The organism is Micromonospora sp. NBRC 107095 (genome assembly GCF_030269705.1).
GTDB classification, from domain to species: domain Bacteria; phylum Actinomycetota; class Actinomycetes; order Mycobacteriales; family Micromonosporaceae; genus Micromonospora; species Micromonospora parva.
Genome location: NZ_BSTU01000002.1, coordinates 928536 through 950394 on the forward strand (window position 1 = coordinate 928536; position 21859 = coordinate 950394).

Annotated in this window: 19 protein-coding genes; 15 read left to right on the forward strand and 4 right to left on the reverse strand. The window is 72.3% G+C overall.

Annotated elements, in window-relative coordinates; genetic code table 11:
- The first annotated feature begins 79 nt into the window (after nt 1-79).
- The gene (locus QSK15_RS16705; RefSeq protein WP_285795078.1) at nt 80-2554 is read left to right on the forward strand and encodes an ABC transporter permease; all 2475 of its coding nucleotides are present in this window, start codon (nt 80-82) and stop codon (nt 2552-2554) included.
- A 90-nt stretch (nt 2555-2644) separates the two neighbouring features.
- Here QSK15_RS16705 and QSK15_RS16710 read toward each other — a convergent pair whose 3' ends face one another.
- Together QSK15_RS16710 and QSK15_RS16715 are read right to left on the reverse strand one after the other, a co-directional pair.
- Nucleotides 2645-3907, reverse strand: coding sequence for a nucleotide sugar dehydrogenase (locus tag QSK15_RS16710; RefSeq protein ID WP_285795079.1), 1263 nt, complete (start codon nt 3905-3907; stop codon nt 2645-2647).
- A gap of 123 nt (nt 3908-4030) precedes the next feature.
- Nucleotides 4031-5401 carry a serine/threonine-protein kinase gene (locus QSK15_RS16715; RefSeq protein ID WP_285795080.1) on the reverse strand — a complete coding sequence of 457 codons (1371 nt, stop codon included), beginning with the start codon at nt 5399-5401 and terminating at the stop codon, nt 4031-4033.
- A gap of 537 nt (nt 5402-5938) precedes the next feature.
- On the opposite strand from QSK15_RS16715, the gene QSK15_RS16720 reads away from it, so the two are divergent.
- From QSK15_RS16720 to QSK15_RS16765, 10 genes are all read left to right on the forward strand, one after another.
- On the forward strand, nt 5939-6568 hold the full coding sequence (locus tag QSK15_RS16720) for an RNA polymerase sigma factor (protein WP_285795081.1): 630 nt from the start codon (nt 5939-5941) through the stop codon (nt 6566-6568).
- Between the two features lie 16 nt (nt 6569-6584).
- On the forward strand, nt 6585-7406 hold the full coding sequence (locus QSK15_RS16725; RefSeq protein WP_285795082.1) for a hypothetical protein: 822 nt from the start codon (nt 6585-6587) through the stop codon (nt 7404-7406).
- 154 nt (nt 7407-7560) lie between these two features.
- On the forward strand, nt 7561-8796 hold the full coding sequence (egtA, locus tag QSK15_RS16730; protein WP_285795083.1) for an ergothioneine biosynthesis glutamate--cysteine ligase EgtA: 1236 nt from the start codon (nt 7561-7563) through the stop codon (nt 8794-8796).
- A 113-nt stretch (nt 8797-8909) separates the two neighbouring features.
- Nucleotides 8910-10223, forward strand: a complete 1314-nt coding sequence (egtB, locus tag QSK15_RS16735; protein ID WP_285795151.1) for an ergothioneine biosynthesis protein EgtB — start codon at nt 8910-8912, stop codon at nt 10221-10223.
- Between the two features lie 43 nt (nt 10224-10266).
- The gene (gene egtC, locus QSK15_RS16740) at nt 10267-11043 is read left to right on the forward strand and encodes an ergothioneine biosynthesis protein EgtC (protein WP_285795152.1); all 777 of its coding nucleotides are present in this window, start codon (nt 10267-10269) and stop codon (nt 11041-11043) included.
- A gap of 20 nt (nt 11044-11063) precedes the next feature.
- On the forward strand, nt 11064-12029 hold the full coding sequence (gene egtD, locus QSK15_RS16745; RefSeq protein ID WP_285795084.1) for an L-histidine N(alpha)-methyltransferase: 966 nt from the start codon (nt 11064-11066) through the stop codon (nt 12027-12029).
- Between the two features lie 216 nt (nt 12030-12245).
- Nucleotides 12246-12833, forward strand: coding sequence for a TMEM165/GDT1 family protein (locus QSK15_RS16750; protein ID WP_145785637.1), 588 nt, complete (start codon nt 12246-12248; stop codon nt 12831-12833).
- A gap of 39 nt (nt 12834-12872) precedes the next feature.
- On the forward strand, nt 12873-13235 hold the full coding sequence (locus tag QSK15_RS16755) for a DUF1622 domain-containing protein (protein WP_285795085.1): 363 nt from the start codon (nt 12873-12875) through the stop codon (nt 13233-13235).
- The gene (locus QSK15_RS16760) at nt 13232-13555 is read left to right on the forward strand and encodes a hypothetical protein (protein WP_285795086.1); all 324 of its coding nucleotides are present in this window, start codon (nt 13232-13234) and stop codon (nt 13553-13555) included. Before QSK15_RS16755 ends, QSK15_RS16760 begins: the two co-directional genes overlap by 4 nt.
- A gap of 4 nt (nt 13556-13559) precedes the next feature.
- The gene (locus QSK15_RS16765) at nt 13560-13757 is read left to right on the forward strand and encodes a hypothetical protein (protein WP_030338041.1); all 198 of its coding nucleotides are present in this window, start codon (nt 13560-13562) and stop codon (nt 13755-13757) included.
- Between the two features lie 79 nt (nt 13758-13836).
- Here the strand turns inward: QSK15_RS16765 and nhaA are convergent, their stop codons facing one another.
- Nucleotides 13837-15189, reverse strand: a complete 1353-nt coding sequence (gene nhaA / locus QSK15_RS16770) for a Na+/H+ antiporter NhaA (RefSeq protein ID WP_285795087.1) — start codon at nt 15187-15189, stop codon at nt 13837-13839.
- Nucleotides 15190-15525: 336 nt separating this feature from the next.
- Here nhaA and QSK15_RS16775 point away from each other — a divergent pair, with 336 nt between their 5' ends.
- Nucleotides 15526-16989, forward strand: a complete 1464-nt coding sequence (locus tag QSK15_RS16775; protein ID WP_285795088.1) for a tyrosine-protein kinase domain-containing protein — start codon at nt 15526-15528, stop codon at nt 16987-16989.
- Here the strand turns inward: QSK15_RS16775 and QSK15_RS16780 are convergent.
- Nucleotides 16970-17524 carry an arsenate reductase/protein-tyrosine-phosphatase family protein gene (locus QSK15_RS16780; protein WP_285795089.1) on the reverse strand — a complete coding sequence of 185 codons (555 nt, stop codon included), beginning with the start codon at nt 17522-17524 and terminating at the stop codon, nt 16970-16972. The two genes, QSK15_RS16775 and QSK15_RS16780, sit on opposite strands and share 20 nt — an antisense overlap.
- Before the next feature lie 168 nt (nt 17525-17692).
- On the opposite strand from QSK15_RS16780, the gene QSK15_RS16785 reads away from it, so the two are divergent.
- The 3 genes from QSK15_RS16785 (at nt 17693) to QSK15_RS16795 (ending at nt 21466) form a co-directional block, all read left to right on the forward strand.
- A complete protein-coding gene (locus QSK15_RS16785; RefSeq protein WP_285795090.1) occupies nt 17693-18940 on the forward strand; it encodes a glycosyltransferase family 4 protein in 1248 nt (415 codons plus the stop codon).
- Nucleotides 18941-19044: 104 nt separating this feature from the next.
- Nucleotides 19045-20823 (forward strand): DUF4012 domain-containing protein, encoded by a 1779-nt coding sequence (locus QSK15_RS16790; RefSeq protein WP_285795091.1) that lies wholly within the window; start codon nt 19045-19047, stop codon nt 20821-20823.
- Nucleotides 20824-20836: 13 nt separating this feature from the next.
- Nucleotides 20837-21466, forward strand: coding sequence for a hypothetical protein (locus tag QSK15_RS16795; protein ID WP_285795092.1), 630 nt, complete (start codon nt 20837-20839; stop codon nt 21464-21466).
- The last annotated feature ends 393 nt before the right edge of the window (nt 21467-21859 follow it).

Sequence of the window (21859 nt, forward strand, 5' to 3'; positions counted from 1 at the left end):
GTGCAGGTGGAGATCAACGGACCGGTGCCGGTCATAGCGTCGGAGGGGTCCGATCCGCCACCCGCACCGGGAGCCCCGCATGATCCGCCTGACCCTGCGCTCGTTGCGTGCCGAGGCACTGCGCATGCTGCTCTCGGCGCTCGCCGTCGTGCTCGGCGTCGCGTTCGTCGCCGGCACGATGATCTTCGTCGACGGGATGCGGACCGGCGCGTACGAGCGGGCTGGCACCTTCGACCGCCACACCGATCTGGGTGTCTACCCGACCGGCCGGGAGGTGTTGCCCCCGGCCCTCATCGACCGGGTGCGGGCGGTCGACGGGGTGGCCGCCGCAGCCGGTGAGCTGACCAACACCGCCGGGATCGTCGGCGCCGACGGTCGGGCGGTGCTCGGCTTCACCATGCTCGTCGCCGTCCCCACCGAGGACGCGCTGCGCTCGTACGACGTGGTGGCCGGCCGGTTGCCCGACCGGGCCGGTGAGGTGGTGCTCGACGCGCCCACGGCGGCGGAGCAGGGCTTCGGGCTCGGCGCGACGGTCCGGATCGGTGCCACCGGTGGCGCGGCCCGCCCGTACACGTTGGTCGGCACCGTCGACGTGGCCGGCACCTCCCGCGACGTCGGCGGTCCGTTCGTCGGCCTGGTCGGGCCGGACGCGCTGGCCCTCAGCGGAGAGCGGGGCTACGGCCGCATCATGGTGGCGGCCCGCCCGGGCGCCGACGTCGCGGCGCTGACCGAGCGGGTACGCGCCGTGGCCGGCGCCGAAGGCACGGTGAAGAGTCGCCAGCAGATCCTCGACGAGGCGGTGCAGGACGCGGTCCGCAACGTGGACCAGTTCCGCATGCTGTTGTTGATCTTCGTGGGGGTCGCGATCGTGGTGGCCGGCTTCGTGATCGCCAACACCTTCGCGATCGTGCTGGCACAGCGCACCCGACGGACCGCGCTGCTGCGCCTGATCGGCGCCACCCGGGGGCAGGTCTTCCGGTCCACCCTGCTGGAGTCGGCAGTGCTGGGGTTCGTCGCCTCCGCGCTCGGAGTGCTGATCGGGGTGGCCCTCGCCGGTGCGACGCGGTTCCTGCTGTCCCAGCTGGACGTACCGGTCACCGGTGGCCTGACGGTGAGCGGTGCGACGGTGCTGACCGGCCTGCTGCTCGGCACCGGCCTCACCGTGTGCGCCGCCCTGCTCCCGGCCTGGCGGGGGACGCGGATCGCCCCGGTGGCCGCGCTCACCGACGCCGCGGTGCAGCCCAGCCGGGGCGCCGGTCGGCTCCGGCTGACCGCCGGCGCGGTGGTGCTCGCCGTCGGGGTCGCCGCGCTGGCCGGTGCCGCCAGTGCCGGGCAGCTGCTGCTGGTCGCGGCCGGCGGGGTGCTCAGCTTCTTCGGGATCGTGCTGTTCGGGCCGGTGCTCGTCCCGGCGCTGGCCCGGGTGTTCGGCTGGCCGGTACGACGGGTGCTCGGCACCCCCGGTGAGCTGGCGGTCGCCAACACGGTGCGCAATCCGCGGCGGGTCGCCGCGACCGCCACCGCACTGGTGATCGGGATCGGACTGGTCTCCGCGTTCATGGTGGGCGCGCGCAGCACCAAGGACGGCATCGAACGCAGCGTCGACGCTCAGATCGGCACCGACTTCGTGGTCAGCGGAATCGGACAGGACCTGCCGGCAGCGCTCGTCGGCGAGCTCACCGCCCGCCCCGAGTTGGGGGTGGTGCACGAGCAACGCAGTGTCGTCGTCGACGACGTCGAGATCCGCGCGGCCCACCCGGCGCTGGTCTCTCGGACGCTGAGTGGGGTGCTCGCCGGTGACGCCGACCGTGTCGGTCCGGGGCAGGTGCTGGTGCACAGCGAGTTGGCGCGCACCCGTGGTTGGCAGGTCGGCTCGCCGGTGACCGTCGCGGGCCGGTCGTTGCGGGTGGCCGCCGTGGTCACCGACGACACCCCCGGCCGTGCGGTGCCAGCGGGTCACGTCATCGACCTGTCCGACCAGGACTTCGCCGCGCTCTTCCCCGCCCAGCGGGGCTACCTGGCCGAGATCGACCCCGCCGCCGGGGTGAGCGCCGATCGTGCCCGCGCGGCGATCACGGCCGTGCTCGGCCGGTACCCGACGGTGAACCTGATGGACCAGGGCGCGTACAAGAAGATGCTCACCGGCACCGTCGACATGCTGCTCGCCTTCGTCACCGCGCTGCTCGGCCTGGCCGTGGTGATCGCCCTGGTCGGCGTGGCGAACACGCTGAGCCTGTCGGTGCTCGAACGGACCAGGGAGAACGCCGTGCTGCGGGCGGTCGGGCTCAGCCGGGGGCGGATGCGGGCCGTGCTCGCCGTCGAGGCGGTGCTGATGGCGCTGGTCGGCGCGGTGCTCGGCGTCGGGCTCGGCACCGGGGTCAGCGCGTCCACGATGGCCCTGCTGGACCGCCTCGGCGGCGACTTCCACGTGGTGCTGCCGTTCGGTCAGCTCGGGCTGATCCTCGGCGTCGCGGTGCTGGCCGCCCTGCTCGCCTCGGTGCTGCCGGCCCGCCGGGCGCTGTCCCGCCCGGTCGTCGAGGCGCTCGCCGACCAGTGACGGCCGGGTTCTCGACAGTGTCGCCAGACGGACATCGCCGGCCGGTCCCGCCCTCTTCCCCGGCGGCGGGACCGGCCAGCGGTGCCGGGTCTACAGGCGCTCGACCATCGGGCCGACGCACCGGTTGCGGGTGTCGAAGACGTACCGGGCGTGCGTGACCACCAGGTCGTAGTCGAAGATGTCATGGTCGGTGACCACCACCACCGCGTCGGCCGCGCGCACCTCCCGCTCGGTGAGCCCGACCATGGTGACCCCGGCGGGAAGGTGGTGCGCCTCCGCGTACGGCTCGACGGCGTGCACCTCGGCGCCGAGGGCCTGCAACCGTCGCGCCACGTCCACGGCGGGGGAGTCCCGCATGTCGCCGGTGTTCTTCTTGTAGGCCAGACCGAGCAGCAGCAGTCGGGCGCCTCTGGCGGCCCGACCGTCCCGGTTCAGCCCCGCCATGATCCGCTGCGCGACGTGTTCGGGCATCTCGTGATTGACGTCGTTGGCCAGCTCGATGAACCGGAACTGCCGCCCGAGGCGGCGCTTGACCTGCCAGGACAGGTAGCACGGGTCGATCGGCAGGCAGTGCCCGCCGACGCCGGGGCCGGGCCGGAACGGTAGGAAACCGAACGGCTTGGTCGAGGCCGCGTCGATCGCCTCCCAGACGTCGATGTCGAGGTGGTGCGAGAGCATGGTCAGCTCGTTGATCAGCGCGATGTTGACCTGGCGGAAGGTGTTCTCGATCAGCTTGGTCAGCTCGGCGACGCGGGTGGAGTCCACCGGCACGGTGCGTTCCACGAGGCGCCGGTAGAACTCGTCCACCCGGGCCAGCGACGCCCGGTCCACACCGGAGACCACCTTCGGGGTGTTCTCCAGGCGCCAGGTCGGGTTGCCCGGGTCGATCCGCTCCGGGCTGTAGCCCAGGTGGAAGTCGCCGGGGCTGGTCAGCCCGCTGGCCGATTCCAGCAGCGGACGCAGCAGCTCCTCGGTGGTGCCGGGGTACGTGGTCGATTCCAGGATCACCGTGCAGCCCGGGCGCACGTACGGGCCGATGCCGATGCCGGCCTGCTCGACGAAACTCAGGTCGGGGGTGCCGTCGCGCAGCGGGGTCGGCACCGTGATGACGCAGATGTCGAACCCGTCCGCGTCGATGTACTCGGTGCTGGGGTGGTAGCGACCGCTGCCCAACGCCCGGCCCAGCCGGTCGGCCGGGATGTCCTCGACGAACGACTCGCCGGAGGCGAGACGCTTCACCCGGTCGGCGTCGACGTCCAGCCCGACCACGTCGAGCCCCGCCTCGACGGCCCGCATGGCCAGTGGCAGTCCCACATAGCCCTGACCGATGACGACCAGCTTCTCAGCGCTCACCCAGGCTCCCGCAGCAGATGGTGTAAATGGCCTGCTGAGAGCCTAGAGGCGTCTTCGGTGGCGTAAGTCCGTTTTGGGGATATCGGTGCCGGTGGGACTGTGGGGACGTCGACGGCGCACGGCTCAGCCCCCGGCCGGCACCTCCGGATCGGCCGGCGCGCTCGTGGTCGTGGGCGGCGTGGTCGGTGGCGTCGGATCAGTCGGTGGCAGGCTGGTCGGTGGCGCGCTGGTCGGCGGCGCGCTGGTGACGACCGCCGTCGGCGTCGGCGAGGTGGCGGTCTGGCTCGGCTCCACGCTCGGCGTGGCCGAGACCGAGACCGACGGTGGGTTGTTGGGTGACCGCGGGCGGTCGGGCCGGCCCGGGTCGACGCTGGTGATCTGTTCGTTGGCCGCGGGCAGATCCACAGGACCGCTCGGCGCCACCGTCGGCGCGGTGGTCGGCAGATGGACCGCCGGATCCTCGCCCACGTGGCGCTGCGCGGCCAGTGCCGCACCGAGCCCGACCAGCGCGACAAGCATGGCCGCGGCCGCACCGACCAGCGGGCCCCGCCGCCGCGCCGCCCGTGACCCGTTCGCCACCGCCGCGCCCGCCGGCACGTCGGTGCGGGTGCCCGGCCCAGCGTTGCGCAGCGCGACAGGGGTGGCCATCGCCGTCGGGGGCTCGCCTTCGGTGACCGCCGTCCGCGCGGCCTCGGCCATCGCCGCGCCGCTGGTGAACCGCTCCAGCGGATCCTTGGCCAGGGCCCGCGACACCAGGGCGCGGACCGCCTCCGGGATGTCGTGCGGCAGCTCCGGCGGCTCGTCGTCCAGGTGCCGGACGGCGACCTGCAAAGGGTTGTCGCCGGTGAATGGCGGACTGCCGGTCAGGCAGCAGTAGGTGACCGCGCCCAGGGCGTAGATGTCGGTGGCGCCGCTGACCGGTCGACCGGCCGCCTGCTCGGGAGCCATGTAGAGGGCGGTGCCCGGCACCGCGTTGGTGCTGGTGATGCTGGTGATGTCGGTGGAGCGGGCCACGCCGAAGTCGACCAGAACGACGGTGCCGTCCTCCTGCACCAGCAGGTTGCTGGGCTTGACGTCGCGGTGCACGATGCCGCCGCGATGGGCCGCGTTGAGCGCTGCCGCCGCCTGGGCCACGATCGACATCGTCTCGGCCACGTCGAGCCGCCCGGCCGCCTCGATCCGCTTGGACAACGGCTCGCCGGCGACGAACTCCATGACGAGGTAGTCCGCCCGGCCGCCGTCGGGCAGGTCGTCCGCGCCGCAGTCGAAGACCTGCACGATGCCGGGGTGCCGCAGCGCCGCCATGATCCGGGCCTCGGCGCGGAACCGGGCGATGAAGTCCGGGTCGGAGACCAGCGCCGGCAGCAGAACCTTGACCGCGACCTGCCGGCCGAGGATCAGGTCGGAGGCACGCCAAACGTCGCCCATGCCGCCCGTGGCGACACGTTCGTCCAAGCGGTAGCGACCGCTGAGCACGACCTCCGATGACAACACCGCATTACCGTACCTAGCGCGGCTCGGGCCGGCGCGCCGTGGCAGGGCCGCCGTGCGGCTGGTTCAGGTTGGCTGATTCGCTGTGACCTGTGTGGACGCTCACCCTTGGTGACGCAGCGGATATGCGGTGTCACGAAAAGCGACAAATTCCGTCGTTCAAGCCCTCAACGATGGCAAGAAACCGCCTCCGAACGCGGTTCGTGTTCCCTGCTCACCGGCCGTTACCGCGACGCGCCGCCCGGCAGGGCTGAGAATTGTCACTCTTCCGTGACACGACGCCGACTTGTCGCGTCGTGAGCCCCCTCCTAGCGTTGGCCCCGGCTCGGGCCCTCCCGGCTACCTCGGCGGGCAGCGCGCCGATCGGCCCCCTGGCGTCGGCCCCAAACACGCCGCCCCGACAATCGTGGTCGCGGGCACAACGAGAGCGGCGGAGGGCGGTGCGGGCGTGGTGCTGAACGGGCGGACGACTCGTACCCCGTGCCGTGCCCCAGTGCCGTCGGTCGGGTGGCTCCGCTCCGGGCGACGCGTGGACCGCGGATGAACGACGACCTGTCGGAGGTGGTGAGCGCCGCGCAGGCCGGAGACGAAGAGGCGTTCCGCTTCCTCTACCGCACACTCCAGCCCGGGCTGCTGCGGTACCTGACGGCCATCGTCGGGGCCGACGCCGAGGACGTCGCGTCCGAGACCTGGCTGCAGGTCTCCCGTGACCTGCCCGGCTTCGCCGGGGGCGAGTTCCGCGCCTGGACGGTGACCATCGCCCGTAACCGCGCGATGGACCATCTCCGCCGGATGCGTCGCCGCCCCTCGCTCCCCGTCCCGGTGCAGGCGCTCGTCGATCTGGCCAGCGACGCGGACACCGCCGAGCGGGCCAGCGAGACGATCGGTACCGAGACCGCACTCGCGCTGATCGCCACCCTGCCGCCCCGGGAGGCCGAAGCTGTCCTGTTGCGGGCCGTGATCGGCCTGGACGCGGGATCCGCCGGCCGGGTGCTGGGCCGCCGCGCCGGTGCCGTGCGGACCGCCGCCCACCGGGGTCTACGACGGCTGGCGGTGTTGTTGGAGCGGCAGAGCCCGACCGGGTCGCCAGTCGCGACCGAGGCGACGCCGCCGCGTGCGGGCAGCGGCCCCGCCCGGCGGGCACCGCAGGCCGAACCGGCGGACGGCTGACGTGAGGGGACTCCCGATGAACCCGTTCCGGCGGGCCGACCACGCCGACGCCGAGCGGCTGCTCGACTCGGCCCGCGCCCGGCTGGACACCGCGCCGGCCCAGCGTCATTCCGCCACGCCCCCGGAGGCGGACGCGACCGCGCCCGAGGCGTACCCGACCGACCCGAACGTACCCGCGGCCGAGCCGGTGGCCGCGTTGCTCGCCGCTGCTGCCGGGCCGGTCCGTGCCGGCGAGTTGGCCGGAGAAGAGGCCGCGCTGGCCGCGTTCCGGGCCGCCCGGGCCAACCCGGCAGCAGCCGCGCCGCAGCCGACCCGTCGTCGGATCCGGACCGGCGTGGTGGCCTGGATCGGCGCGGTGGCCGCCACCGCCACCGCGGGAGCCGCCTTCGCCGCGGTCACCAGGGATCGGGCACCGGACCCCGTCGCGCCGGCCCCGTCGGGCTCATCACCGTCGCCGCAGCCGAGCGCGTCCCGGTCGGACGAGTCCGGTCGGTCGGTGGCCCCGGGCGCCCCGTCGCCGGGCAGGCCGTCGCCCGTCACCGCCACCTCACCTGCCACTCCCACCCTCGCCAACCAGCTGCCCGGACTGTGCCGCGCGTGGCGGGCCAAGAAACCCGACCAGCGGGAGAAGGTACTGCGTACGCCGGCCTTCCAGCCGCTGGTGACCGCCGCGGGCGGCCCCGCCGCCGTCGAGTCGTACTGCGAGCGCCTGGTGCCGGAGACGAAGCCGACCGGGTCGGCGAAGGTCACCCCGTCCGAGTCGGTGAAGACCAAGCCGTCCCCGGCGGCGAAAGCCCCGCCGTCACCACCGCGACCACGCCATCCCACCGACGACTGAACGGTCGGTGGCCGACCGGTTTGGTTCCGCCGTGCGTCGGAAATTCGTCTGTTAGACAGAGATTGGCGGCACGCACGCCCACCGACGGTGTCGGTGGGTGGGTTTACGGTGGCGCGAAGTGCCGAAACCGGCACACGGAGAGGGGGTCCGACCCGTGGTGACGTCACCCGACCTGGACCGCAGCATCATCCTGCGCGACTCCGCAGCCGCGGTCCGACACCTCGTCCGGATCTGCTTCAAGACCGGGCCGCCCACCCACACCGGCGTCGAACTGGAATGGACCGTGCACGACGCCGCTGATCCCGCCCGCCCCGTCGACGCGACGCGGCTGCGGACGGCGTTGGGGCGGCACACCCCCGCCACGCTGGATGCCAACAGCCCGGCCGAACCGCTGCGAAACGGTGGCACCGTCACCCTGGAGCCGGGTGGCCAGTTGGAGATCTCCACCCCGCCCCGCCCCTCGGTCGCCGCGCTGATCAGCGCCACCGAGGCCGATATCGCCCAGGTCACCGACCTGCTGGCCGCCGCCGGGTTGATCCTGGGCCGCAGCGGCATCGACCCCCACCGACGGCCTCGCCCGGTGGTGGAAACCCCGCGTTACCGCGCGATGCGCGACACCTTCGACCGCCGTGGCCCGGCCGGCCGCACGATGATGTACAGCACCGCCGGCCTGCAGGTCTGCCTCGACGCGGGTGAGGCGGACCAGGTCGGTGACCGCTGGGCGGCGGCCCACGCGGTCGGGCCGCCACTGCTCGCGGCGTTCGCCTCCGCCGCCCGACACGCCGGGCGGCGCACCGGTTGGGCTTCCGCCCGGATGGCCGCCTGGTTGGCCATCGACCCGGCCCGGACCAGCCCGGTCTGGTCACCCGCCCGCGCCGCTGACGATCCGGTCGACGCCTGGGTCAGCTACGTGCTCGCCGCGCCGCTGCTGTGTCTGCGCCGGCGTGACGCCGACTGGGCCGCGCCGCCCGGCGTGACCTTCGCCGACTGGCTCGACGGTGCGTTGCCACAGTCGCCCACCACCGATGACCTCGACTACCACGTCAGCACGCTCTTCCCGCCGGTGCGGCCGCGCGGCTACCTGGAGTTGCGCTACCTGGACGCCCAGCCCGACCGGGACTGGCGACTGCCGTTGGCGGTGCTGACCGCCCTGTTCGACGACCCGGGCACCGTGCGCGAGGCGTACGCGATCGCCATGCCGGTGGCGCACCGCTGGTCGGCGGCCGCCCGGCACGGTCTGGCCGACCCGGCGCTGGCCGCCGTCGCGGCGGCCCTGCTCGACCTGGCCCTGATCGCCCTACCCCGACTGGAGCTGCCGGCCGGCACCCACGACGAGATCCAACAAGGGGTTCGCCGACGGCTGGCCGCCGCAGAGAGGAGAGACCAGTGAGCGCGAGGAGTGAGCCGGGGTTGCGAGCCCCGCAGTCGCGAACGGAGGGCGGCTCGGTGAGCGCGAGGAGTGAGCCGGGGTTGCGAGCCCCGCAGTCGCGAACGGAGGGCGGTGTGCACGGGGAGCGGTTGCGCGACCACATCGCGGCGGAGTTGGCGCGGGCGCGTGCCCGTACCACCTTGTTGACCGAGGTGGTCGACGACGGCGACCTGATGCGCCAGCACTCGCCGCTGATGTCGCCGCTGGTCTGGGACCTGGCCCATGTGGGCAACCAGGAGGAGCTCTGGTTGGTCCGTGACGTCGGGGGCCGGGAGCCGGTCCGGTGTGACATCGACGAGTTGTACGACGCGTTCAAGCAGCCACGTCGGGACCGCCCCGCGTTGCCCCTGTTGCCGCCCGCGGAGGCGCGCGCCTATCTGGCCACCGTTCGGGACAAGGTGCACGACCTGCTCGACGCGGTGGCCTTCACCGAGCGGCCGCTGGTCGCCGACGGGTTCGCGTTCGGCATGATCGTGCAGCACGAGCAGCAGCACGACGAGACCATGCTCGCCACCCACCAACTGCGCTCGGGGCCTGCGGTGCTGCACGCCCCGCCGCCGCCGGAGCCGTCGGCGCGGGTCGGCGGGGAGGTGCTGGTGCCGGCCGGTGAGTTCATCATGGGCACCGACACTGATCCGTGGGCGTTGGACAACGAGCGCCCGGCGCACCGGGTCGACCTCCCGGCGTACGCCATCGACGCCGCGCCGGTGACCAACGGCCAGTACGCGGCCTTCATCGCCGACGGGGGCTACACCGAGCGGCGTTGGTGGAGCCCGGCGGGTTGGGAGCATCGGGTTCGCGAGCGGCTCAGCGCGCCGATGCACTGGCGCCGCGACGGCGACGACTGGTCGTATCGGCGTTTTGGTCGGTGGGCTCGGGTTCGCGCCGATGAGCCGGTGGTGCATGTGTGCTGGTACGAGGCGCAGGCGTACGCGGCGTGGGCCGGCAAGCGGCTGCCGACCGAGGCGGAGTGGGAGAAGGCCGCCCGGTGGGATCCGGCGACCGGGCGGTCCCGCCGTTACCCCTGGGGGGACGACGACCCGACGGAGGTGCACGCCAACCTCGACCAGCGTCATCTGTGGCCGGCGCCGGTGGGCGCCTACCCGGCGGGTGCGTCGCCGTTGGGTGTGCACCAGCTCGTCGGCGATGTCTGGGAGTGGACCTCGACGACGTTCGACGGGCACCCGGGGTTCGCCGCGTTTCCGTACCGCGAGTACTCGGAGGTCTTCTTCGGCGAGGACTACCGGGTGTTGCGCGGTGGCTCGTTCGGCACCGACCGCTCTGCCTGTCGGGGCACCTTCCGCAACTGGGACTATCCGATCCGCCGGCAGATCTTCAGCGGTTTCCGCTGTGCCCGGGACGTGCGACCGGACGAGTCGTACCGGTGAGTGGCCGCACGACGGGTGGCCCGGCGGCGGGCCGTGGGCGCTGATGTGCCGCCACCTGGCCTATCTGGGGCCGCCGGTGACCCTTGCCGAGCTGTTGTTCGAGCCGCCGTACTCCTTGGTGCGGCAGTCCTGGGCGCCGCGCGACATGCGCGGCGGCGGCACGATCAACGCCGACGGGTTCGGTGTCGGCTGGTATCCGGGTGAGGGTGAGCCGGTGCGGTACCGGCGGGCACAGCCGATCTGGAGCGATCCGACCATCGCGCAGTTGGCAGCGGTGACGCGCAGCGCGGCGGTGCTGGCGGCGGTGCGGTCGGCCACGGTGGGGATGGCGGTGCTCGACGGCGCGGCGGCGCCGTTCGCCGAGGGGCGCTGGCTGTTCAGCCACAACGGTGTGGTCCGCGGTTGGCCGGACGCCGTGGTGCCGCTCGCCACCGGTCTGCCGGTGCGTGACCTGCTCACCCTGGACGCGGCCACCGATTCGGCGCTGCTCTGGGCGTTGGTGCGGCATCGGTTGCGCGCCGGCGTCGACCCGGTCGAGGCGGTCGGGCGGACGGTGACCGACGTCGCCGCCGCCGCTGCCGGGTCGCGGCTCAACCTGCTGCTCACCGACGGGCACCGCATGGTGGCCAGCGTGGCGGGGCACGCGTTGTCGGTCCGCGAGTCGCCGGGTTCGGTGCTGCTCGCCTCCGAGCCGCATGACGACGATCCCGGGTGGCGGTCGGTGCCGGAGGGGCACCTCGTCGTCGCCACCGCGGGCGAGGTGCGGGTACGTCCACTGCCGGCTCCGGTGCGCCGCGCCGGGCAGGCACGCAACGGTTGATCGAGCAGAGGAGCGAACCGATGACAGCCGAACCCCTGGAGATCTACCTCGAAGAGGGTGACCTGGAGCGCGGCCTGCGTGACGACGTTCGGGCCGGGCTGAGCGCCGGGAGGAAGTGGTTGCCGCCGAAGTGGTTCTACGACGCGCGGGGCAGCGAGCTGTTCGAGGAGATCACCCGACTTCCGGAGTATTACCCGACCCGGGCCGAGCGGGCGGTGCTGGCCACGCACGCTGCCGACATCGCGGCGCTGACCGGGGCCAAGACGCTCATCGAGCTGGGTTCCGGTTCGTCGGAGAAGACCCGGCTGCTGTTGGACGCGTTCACCCGCCAGGGTGGGTTGGGCACGTTCGTTCCCCTGGACGTCTCGGTCAGTGCCCTGCGCGGGTCCACCGCCGAGATCGCCGCCGACTATCCCCGCCTGCGGGTCCGGGGCATCGTGGGGGACTTCACCCGGCAACTGGACCGGCTGCCCACCGGCGGTCGGCGGTTGGTGGTGTTCCTCGGCGGCACCATCGGCAACCTGTTGCCCGCCGAGCGGGCCGAGTTCCTCACGGCGATGCGCGCGGCGCTGGAGGTCGGCGACTGGTTGTTGCTCGGCACGGACCTGGTGAAGGATCCGTCGGTGATCGTGCCGGCGTACGACGACGCCGCCGGGGTCACCGCCGAGTTCAACCGCAACGTGCTGCACGTGATCAACCGCGAGTTGGGCGCCGACTTCGACCCGGGCGCGTTCGAGCACGTCGCGGTCTGGGATTCCGACAATGAGTGGATCGAGATGCGGTTGCGGGCGACTCGGCCGATGAGCGTGCGGGTGCTGGGGCTGACCGTCGACTTCGCGGCGGGGGAGGAGCTGCGTACCGAGGTCTCGGCGAAGTTCCAGCCGGAGGGGATCGCCGCCGAGTTGACCGCGGCCGGCTTCGGCACGGCGGAGTTCTGGACCGACCCGGACGCGCTCTTCGGGGTCACGCTGGCGCGGGCGCGGTGAGCCTGTTCACCCGACCCGGTCGGGCCGGAGGTGATCCGATAGGCTGACCACGCGAAGGGGAGTAGCCCCCAATGTCGTGGTCGACATACTGATGCGTTCCGCATCCGGCCACGCGGCCCCGGTTCTCTCGGGGCGGGCGAGACCTTCGACTCAGGCTGTTGCAGCCGGGTCGAGGGCGCCCCTGTACCTCCTCCCGGCGTGAACGGGAAGGACGTCATGGAGGGATTTTTCGCCGCGCTGGTCGTCAGTTTCGGCGTCATCTTCGTCGCCGAGCTGGGGGACAAGTCCCAGCTGATGGCGCTGACCTTCGCCACGCGGTTCAAGCCGATCCCGGTGCTGATCGGCATCACGGTGGCGACAGCTGTGGTGCACCTGGCCTCGGTCGCCATCGGTGCGGGTCTCGGGGCGGTGCTGCCCACCGAGTGGATCTCCCTGGTGGCTGGCGTGGCGTTCCTCGGGTTCGGTGCGTGGACGCTGCGCGGGGACAAACTCACCGAGGAGGAGAAGCGCAAGGCGGAGAAGACCAACAAGACCGCGCTGGTGGCGGTGTCGGTGGCGTTCTTCCTCGCCGAGCTGGGCGACAAGACGATGCTCGCCACGATCACCCTGGCCACCAAGTACGGCTGGTTCGGCACCTGGCTCGGCTCGACGATCGGCATGGTGGCCGCTGACGCGCTGGCCATCCTGGTCGGCCGGATGCTCGGTCGGCGGCTGCCGGAGAAGACCATCAAGTACGGTGCGGCGATCCTCTTCGCCATCTCCGGTCTGTGGCTGATCCTGGAGGCGGTGAACGAGCTGACCTGAGCGCCGACTAGCTGCCCCGTGGGCGGGTAACGGCCCGGGGTGGACCCGGCCGAGTTGTTGCGCCAGGGCGACCAGGTGCTGGTTGCGGTGGTGGAGGTGGCCGGCGCGCTGGTGATCTTCGTTGGTGCGGTGTGGGCGGCGGTGCGGTTCGTGGTCGAGGGGCTGCGCCACCGCTCCGCCGCCCGCTTCACGCCGATCCGGCTCTCGCTGGGTCGGTTTCTGACCCTCGGCCTGGAGTTCCAGCTGGCGGCCGACGTGCTGCGCACGGCGGTGTCCCCGTCGTTCACGCAGATCGGCCAACTGGCCGCGATCGCGACCATCCGAACGGCGTTGAACTATTTTCTGGGCCGGGAGATCCGCCAGGAGCAGCGTCAGGTGGCTGAGGGCGAGCGTCGGGGGTGACGGGCGTCCTGGTCACGGCGGTCACCGCGTTGGCGCTGGTGGCCGGCGTGGTCACCACGCTCTGCGCCCGCGCGCTGCGCAGCGGCGTCCGCGTCCTGCTGGACCTGCTGATCGCGGCTGGCCTGCTGCGGCTCGCCGGCGATCCGGGTTGGAACGGGCTGGCCGGCGCGGTGGCGATCATCGCCCTGCGTCAACTGCTCGGGGCGGCGCTGAGCAGGCCAGCACCATGGTCCGGCCGACAATCCCCGGCCCGCTGCGCCGACGACGATCACCACCTACCGTTGGCGTCGACAGGTGAAATCGGTAAATCGGGAGGATGACCAGATGGGTCGGCACGACGAACCGAACGAGTACGGCTTCGCCGGCGGTGCCACCGCTCCGGAGCCGCAGCCCGGCGGGAAGCCCGACGAACAGGATCGCGCCGAGGCGGTGGCGGTGCCGGGCGACGACCTCACCGGGCCGACTGCCGAGGCGTTGGCCGAGGAGACCGAGGACCTGCCGCCCGCCGACCGTCGCCACTGAGCGCCGGCCCCGGGCCGCCGGCGCGGCGACGAGCCCATGCTCGTCGGGCCGCGCCGTGCGCACCCCGGGGTCGGGCGGTTCAGCGGGCGTCGGGGTGCTGGTAGACGTCGGGTACGCCGTCCCCGTCGGCGTCCATCCGCTCTCGTTGCGCCACCCTCCGGTACGTCGCGTTGCGGCGGCTGAGCACCGTGGCGGCCAGCCCGGCGGAGATCACCGAGCCGAGCAGTACGGCGACCTTGACCCGGTCGTCGGCGGTGCTGCCCGCCCCGAAGGCCAGGTCGCCGATGAGCAGCGAGACGGTGAACCCGACGCCGGCCAGCAGGGCGATCCCGAGCAGGTCGGTCCAGGTGATGTCCTCGTCCAGTTCGGCGCGGGTGAACCGGGCCAGCAGGAACGTCGACCCGAAGATGCCGATGCCCTTGCCGAACACCAGCCCGGCGACGATGGCGATCACGATCGGGTCCCGCAACAGGGCACCCAGGTCGGTGCCGCGCACTGTGACCCCGGCGGCGAACAGGGCGAAGATCGGCACCGCGAGGCCGGCCGACACCGGCCGCCAGCGATGCTCCAGGCGCGCCGCGAGGCCACCCTCGCCCGCGTCGCTGGTGGCCGGCTGGTCGCCGCCACGCGGTCGGCGGGCGAGCACCGGGACGGTGAAGCCGAGCAGGACGCCGGCCACCGTGGCGTGCACGCCCGAGGCGTGCATCAGGGTCCACGCGGCGACCGCGAGGGGGATCAGTGCCCACCACCAGGTACGCCCCCGCTGCACCAGCACCGCGAAGAGCGCGATCGGCGCCAACGCGGCGAGCAGCGGAAGGGGTTGGAAGTCGGCGGTGTAGAAGATCGCGATGATGGTGATCGCGAACAGGTCGTCGACCACCGCGAGGGTGAGCAGGAATGCGCGCAGGCCCTGCGGCAGATGTGAGCTGACCACCGCGAGCACGGCGAGCGCGAAAGCGATGTCGGTGGCGGTCGGAATGGCCCATCCGCGCAGGCCGTCGCCGCCCGCGCTCAGCACCACCGCCACGTAGATCAGCGCCGGCAGCAGCATTCCGCCGAGTGCGGCCGCCACCGGCAGCGCCGCCCGGCGCGGGTCGCGCAGTTCCCCGGCGATGAACTCCCGTTTGAGTTCCAGGCCCACCACGAAGAAGAAGATGGCCAGCAGGCCGTCCGCCGCCCAGGTGGCCACGTCCAGGTCGAGGTGCCAGGGGGCGCCCGGCCAGGGCACGGCCTGGCTGAGCCGGGTGTACGAGTCGGACCACGGGGAGTTGGCCCAGACCAGCGCGATCACGGCGCCGCACAGCAGCAGCGCGCCACCGACGGTTTCGGTGCGGAGCACGTCGGCCAGGTGCCGGGCCTCCGGCCAGGACGACCGGGAGAACAGCCGGACCTTCGTCGGGCGCGGCCCCGATGGCGGGGTGTGGGAGGTCATCTGCAGGCTCACCTAGGGGAGTCGGGACGGCAAAAATCCACTCGCCGACCAGGCTTCCCGGCACACCGTTGCCAACCCTATCCGGCGGCTCGGGCAGGGCGACGGTCGGGCCGATCGGCTGCCGTTCGATCGGCCGGCGACTTTTCCCGGTTGTCGCCGCTGCCGAATGGGTGTTTGTCGGGTTGGTCAAGCGGGCGCGCATCACGTCACCGGAAAATGCATAACTCCGGACATAAGCCGTATGAGCCGCTTTAATGGTTTCACGAGTTTAGAAACGACCTTGGGGGTTTTCGTGAAGTTCTTTGGCGTAACCGGACCGACACGGAGGCGCTCCTGATGGACCTGCTCCGCCAATTGCGCCACGTGCGTCGGCACTGGTGGGTCGCACTGGTCACGGTCATGGTGGCCCTCGGCGTCTCGGCGTTCGTGACCGTACGGGCCCAACCCCGGTACGTCGCCTCGGTGACCTTCTTCGTCACCACCCCCAACTCGGGCGTCACCGATGCCTACCAGGGCGGGCTCTTCCTGCAACAGCGCGTCAAGTCGTACGCCGACCTGCTCAGCAGCGACCGGCTGGCGCAGAGCGTGGTGGCCGAGACTCCGGTCGGCCTCACCGCTGACGAGGTGCAGCGCCGGGTGAGCACCTCCACCGAGACCGGCACGGTCCTGCTGCGGGCGTCGGTCACCGACACCGACCAGACCCGCGCGTTGCGGGTGACGGAGAGCCTCGCCAGCAAGTTCGTCGAACTCGTCCAGAAGGTCGAGACGACGCCGGAGGGCAAGGCGCCCATCAAGATCGAAGTGGTGAGTGGCCCGCGGGTCAGCGCCAACCCCGTCTCGCCGCAGCCGGTGCGCAACCTCGTCCTCGGTGGTCTGATCGGCCTGATCCTCGGCATCGGCCTGGCGATCCTGCGCGGTGTCGCCGACGTCCGACTGCGCGACGCCGCCGGACTGCAACGCGCCACCGGCAGCCCGCTGCTCGGTGAGATCCCGTTCGAGGCCGACGCCCGCAGCGCCCCGCTCATCGTGGGCGACGCCGCGACCTCGGCGCGAGCCGAGGCGGTCCGCAAGCTGCGCACCAACCTGCGCTTCGTGGACGTCCACGAGCCGGCCCGGGTCATCGCGGTGACCAGCGCCCTGCAGGGCGAGGGCAAGACCACGCTCTCCTGCAATCTGGCCATCGCGCTGGCCGAGGCGGGCTGGCGGGTGCTGCTGGTCGACGCGGATCTGCGCCGACCGAAGGTCGACGACTACCTGGGCCTCGACGCCGGCGTCGGCCTCACCGACGTGCTGGTGGGCGACGTGAAGGTGGGCGACGTCGTGCAGCGCTGGGGAGACAAGTCGCTGTTGGTGCTGCCCAGCGGGTCCGCCCCGCCGAACCCGAGCGAACTGCTCGGCTCGAAGGCCATGTCGGACCTGCTGCTGGCGCTGCGCGAGTCGGCGGACATCGTGATCATCGACACCGCGCCGCTGCTCGCCGTGACCGATGGCGTGGTGGTGGCCGTGCAGGCCGACGGCGCGCTGTTGGTGACCCAGCAGGGCCGTACCTCGCGCACCCAGGTCGCCGCTGCGGCCCGGTCCTTGCACTCGGTCTCGGTCCGGCTGCTCGGCTGCGTGCTGAACATGGCCAAGGTGGCCAAGGCCGAGGCGTACCAGTACGAGGCCTACCGGGTGGTCGCCTCGGCGACCGGCGCCTCGGTGCCGTCGGACCGGGCCGCGTCCGGCCGGCACAGCGAGACCATCACCGGGGTCAACGGCGTCGCCGACCACACCCAGGAACTCACCCGGCTGCCCCGATGAGCGCGGCGAGGGGTCGCAGCGACCGTTCGATCTCCTCGGCGCAGAGTCGGAAGTCGGCGGCGGTGCCGCCGATCGGGTCCCGAAGGTCGTCCGCGTCCGGGGCGGCCGGTTGCAGCCGGCCCCGGGCCTGGGCGGCGGCGGCGATCGCCGCTCCCAGCGGGTCGTCGGCCGACCCGACGGGCGGCTCGGCCGCGGCGGCCAGCCGTCCGAACTGGCGCAGCGTGAACGTCCGGTGCAGCGCTCCCGGCGCCAACGCGGTACAGACCGAGCGTTGGCGCCGGGTCGCGGTCAGCACGAGCGTCGCGTCGACCAGGTACTCGGGGCGCAGCACCCGGGTCCGGAACGCCGCCGGGTCCGCGCCGCTCTCGGTCGCGACCTCCATGGCGTACGGGTGCATGGTCAACCCGTCGATCGCGTCGGTGCCGGCGCTGGCCACCTCGACGGGTCGGCCGGTCAGCAGCCGACGGGCCAGGTACTCGGCCATTGGCGACCGGCACAGGTTGGCGTGGCAGACGAACAACACGCGATCAGGCATCGGTGCCCCTCTCATCGGTGCGGACGCGGGTGCGCACACCGCGAGGGCGGTGCGTCGACGCCGGTGGCCGCGCGGGGAGGGGTTGTCGGCATCGTACGCGGGCCGCACGCCCACCGGCTGTGCTGCCGCGCCGACCGACGCCGATCCGCCGCGGACGGGGGTGAACCGGTGAAGGTCGGCATCCTGTCGTACCACTTTCCGCCCGAGCCGGCGTTCATCCCTGGGAGCCTCGCCGAGGAGTTGGCCGCGCGGGGGCACGAGGTACGGGTCCTGACCGGCTTTCCGGACTACCCCGGCGGGCACGTCTATCCAGGCTGGCGGCAGCGGTGGCACCACGAGACGCACAGCCAACGGCTCAGCGTTCGACGGGTGCCCCGGTACCCCGGGGGCGCCGCGTCGGTCGGGGGCCGGATGGCCAGTTACCTCTCCTTCGCCGGCAGCGCGGGCCTGGTCGCACGCCGATTCCTCGGCGACATCGACGCGCTGTACGTCTTCCAGCTGCCGGCGACGACGTTCGCCGCCGCCGGGGTGCTCCGGTTGCTGGGCCGGGTGCCGGCGGTGCTGCACGTGCAGGACGTCTGGGCGCGCGACGGCGTCGACGAGCGGGGCGAGGGGCGTTGGGCGGTGCGGCTGGGCGCCACGATGACCCGGATCTACCGGACTGCAGCGCGCATCGCGGTCGCCGCGCCGTCAATGCGGGACCTGGTGGTCGCCGCCGGCGCCGACCCGGACCGGGTCCGGACGGTGCTGAACTGGACCGACGAGCGGATCTTCCACCCGGCGACGCCCGGCGCGGCGGCCCGCCGACTGGTCCGCCGCGACGGTCGTTGCGTGGTGATGCACGCCGGGACCATCGGGGCGCGGCAGGGTTTGGAGACCGCGGTCCGGGCGGCCGCGGCGCTGGACCGGACGATGGATCTGGTCCTGGTCGGTTCGGGTGCGCAGGAGCGGCGGGTGCGGGGGCTCGCCGCCGAGCTGGGCGCGGAGAACGTGCGCTTTCTGGAGCGGCGCTCGCCGGTCGACATGCCCGAGCTGTACGCCGCCGCCGACTACCAGCTGGTCATGTTGCGTGACCTTCCGGAGCTGCGCGGCACCGTGCCCGCCAAGCTGCAGGCCGCGCTCTCCTGCGCCGCGCCGGTGATCGCGTCGGCCGGTGGGGACACCGCCGAGCTGGTCGAGCGGGCGCGGGCCGGGTTGTCCTGCCCGCCGGAGGACTGGGCGGCGCTGGCCGACCGGTTCTGGTTGGCCGCCACCATTCCGCCGCCGACCCGTACCGAAATGGGACGTCGGGGGCGGGCCGCGTACCTGCGGGAGATGGCGCTGCCCGCCGGCGTGGACCAGATCGAGCGGCTGTTGCACGAGGCGGCCGGGCGAGTCGCGCCCAGCCAGCCGGTAAGTGCGAAGAAGACTCACTAAAAGGACAACAACCGTGATAAGGGTACGAACATCTCTAAGGCGTGCTAAGAACGTCAGGGAATCGACCTTCTGTCCGGTTCCGTGAATAGGAGTGTGGTGTGACGGTGAGCGAACGACCGACCCGGCGACGGAGCCGGTCCCGGCGTCGTCGGCGTGCCCGACTGCGCCGGGCCCTTCTCGGCGTCTTGGTAGTCGGCTCGCTGCTGCTGGCGACCGGCGGATGGATCGGCTTCCGCGGTTGGCAGGCGCGCGCCCACCTGCTCAACGCCGCCGGGTTGGCCCGGGAGTTGAGCGCCCAGGTGGTCGGTGGGGACAGTGCCCGGGCGCTGCGGACCCTCGCCGCGCTCCAGGAGCAGGCCGGTGCGGCCCGCGCCGCGACCACCGACCCGAGCTGGCAACTCGGCCGCCGTGCGCCGATCGCCGGCGACGACCTCGACGCCGTCCGCCAGATCGCCATCGCCATCGACGACCTGGCCCGGCAGGCGTTCCCGACCCTGCTCCGCACGGACCTGGCCAACCTGGTGCCGACCGGCGGCCGGCTGGACCTGGCCCGGCTTACCGCTGTCTCCGCCGAGCTGACCCGGGCGAACGAGTCGGTGCAGCGCACCCGCAGGGATCTGGCAGCGGTGCCCGCCGACCGGCTGGTCAGCCAGATTCGGCAGGCGCTGACCGACCTGCGTGACGAGATCGGCCGGCTGTCCAGCCTCACCACGGCCGCCGATCAGGGAGCCCGTCTGTTGCCGCCGCTGCTCGGCGCGAACGGCCCTCGTCGCTACCTGCTCGTCTCGCAGAACCTCGCCGAACTGCGCGCGACCGGCGGCATGTTCGGTGCGTACGCGATGATCGAGGCCGAGAACGGCGCAGTGAAGATGGGCAAGCAGGGCAGCGCCGCCTCGCTCGGTCGGTTCGTCCCGGCGTTGAAGGTGCCCGCCGAAACTCGCGCCCTCTGGACCGACCTGCCCGGCATCTATCCCGCCGACGTCAACCTGTCTCCGCACTTCCCGACGGCCGCCACGCTGTACCGCGAGATGTTCCGCCGCAAGACCGGCACCACTGTCGACGGCGTGCTCGCCGTCGACCCGGTGGTGCTGTCCTATCTGCTCAAGGCGACCGGCCCGGTGCTCGTGCCCGGTGGTGTGCCGCTCGCCAGCGAGAAGGTCGTACAGACGCTACTCAACGACAGCTACCAGCGGCTGGACCTCAAACAGCAGGACGAGTTCTTCGCGGCCTCGGCGGCAGCGGTCTTCGACGCCTTCTTCAAGAAGAATGTCAACCCGAAGGTGTTGTTGTCCGCATTTGACCGTGCTATCACGGAACGCCGGATATTGTTCTGGAGTGCCCGACCTGAGGAGCAGCGGACATTCGGCGACAGCCGGATGGCCGGAACGCTTCCAGAGCAGGACACCGTGCCAACGGTCGGCGTGTTCCTCAACGACGGCAGTGGCGCGAAGCTCGGCTACTACCTGCGGCCGACGGCGAACCTGACAGTCGGCGAATGCCGGCCCGACGGCCGCCGCGAGCTCCGGCTGCGGGTGACCCTCCGCTCGACGGCGCCGAAGTCCGGACTCACCGAGTCGGTCCTCGGCCTCGGCCTGGCAGGCGATCCGTACACCGCACGCACGTTGGTGTCGATCTTCAGCCCGGCCGGTGGAGCGGTGCTCGAGGCCCGGCTCGACGGGGTCGAGACGGCACTTGGCAGCGGCACCGAACGCCGCCGTCAGGTGGCGACGGCCAGCGTGGACGTCGGCCCCGGTGCCGAAAGGGCGCTGGAGGTCACCGTGCTGACCGCCAAGACCGGCGTCGGGCAGGCCGAGCTGTGGCTGACCCCCACCGCCAGCCCCTGGACCACCCAAGTTCATTCCGCACCAAGCTGTGACCAGTAGGAGGGAACCAATCATGCGGCTATCCCGCATCATCATGGCGCTCACGGTCGGCCTGGCCGTGGTGGCCGTGCCGACGGCAGCGGGGGCGGCACAGCCGCAGCCGGCGCCCAGCGCGACCACTGACCCGCCCCAGCCGCCGCCGTACCCGCCGGCAGCCGCTTCGCTGACCGTCAACCGGCCGACGATCTTCCTCGGCGAGACGGTCTTGTTGACCGGTACCAACTTCGGCCCGAACGAGACGGTCGACATCTCCGTGACGGTGACCCCGCTGGCCGCACCGGCCGGCGGTCAGGCTCCGGCTCGCCGGAGCGACGGCACCACCGTCGCGATGAAGCCAGTGGCGTACCAGGCGAGCGCGCCCCTGAACTTCACGGCGTTCACCAACGCCCAGGGTCGCTTCACCAAGAGCTACAAGCCGTCGGTGACAGGTCTGCTGACCTTCACTGCCACCGGTCGGGAGTCCGGCCGGACCGCCAGCACCGAGCTGCGGGTGCTGCACAAGAAGCAGCCGCTGCCCGTCACGGGTGACAGCCTCGGCACACCCATGAAGCTCGGCGGCGGCCTGGTCGGCGCCGGAGCGGTCATGCTCCTGCTGACCCTGGCCTGGCGTCGTCGCCAGCGCTTCGGTGGTGCGGCGCACTGATCAACCCCACCGGGCTGCGCCCGGATCGCACGGAAGCTGGCGCCCGTCGGAACACTCCGACGGGCGCCAGCCCGTCCAGGAAGACCCACCACCTGGTACGGCTCCCGACCTGTGCGCCGCGTGGTGCGGTTCCTGGCCTGTGCGCCGCCTGGTCCGGCTCTCGGGGTGACGGGGACGTGACCCCGCTGGGGAGGCCGCGGGTGATCACGTCCCGCCCCAAGGCTGGCCTGTCCGCTTTGCGCACGTTGATGCCCTCGGCCCATGCGTGATCGACTCGGGTTTCATGAAGTCGGGGTGTCCTGGCGTCCGGGATGCCCCGGTTTCCGTGAAGCCGAGTGGATCACGGTCGTGCGGGCCCGGTTCGGTGCCGTGGGTCCGTGGTTGTGTGGGTGG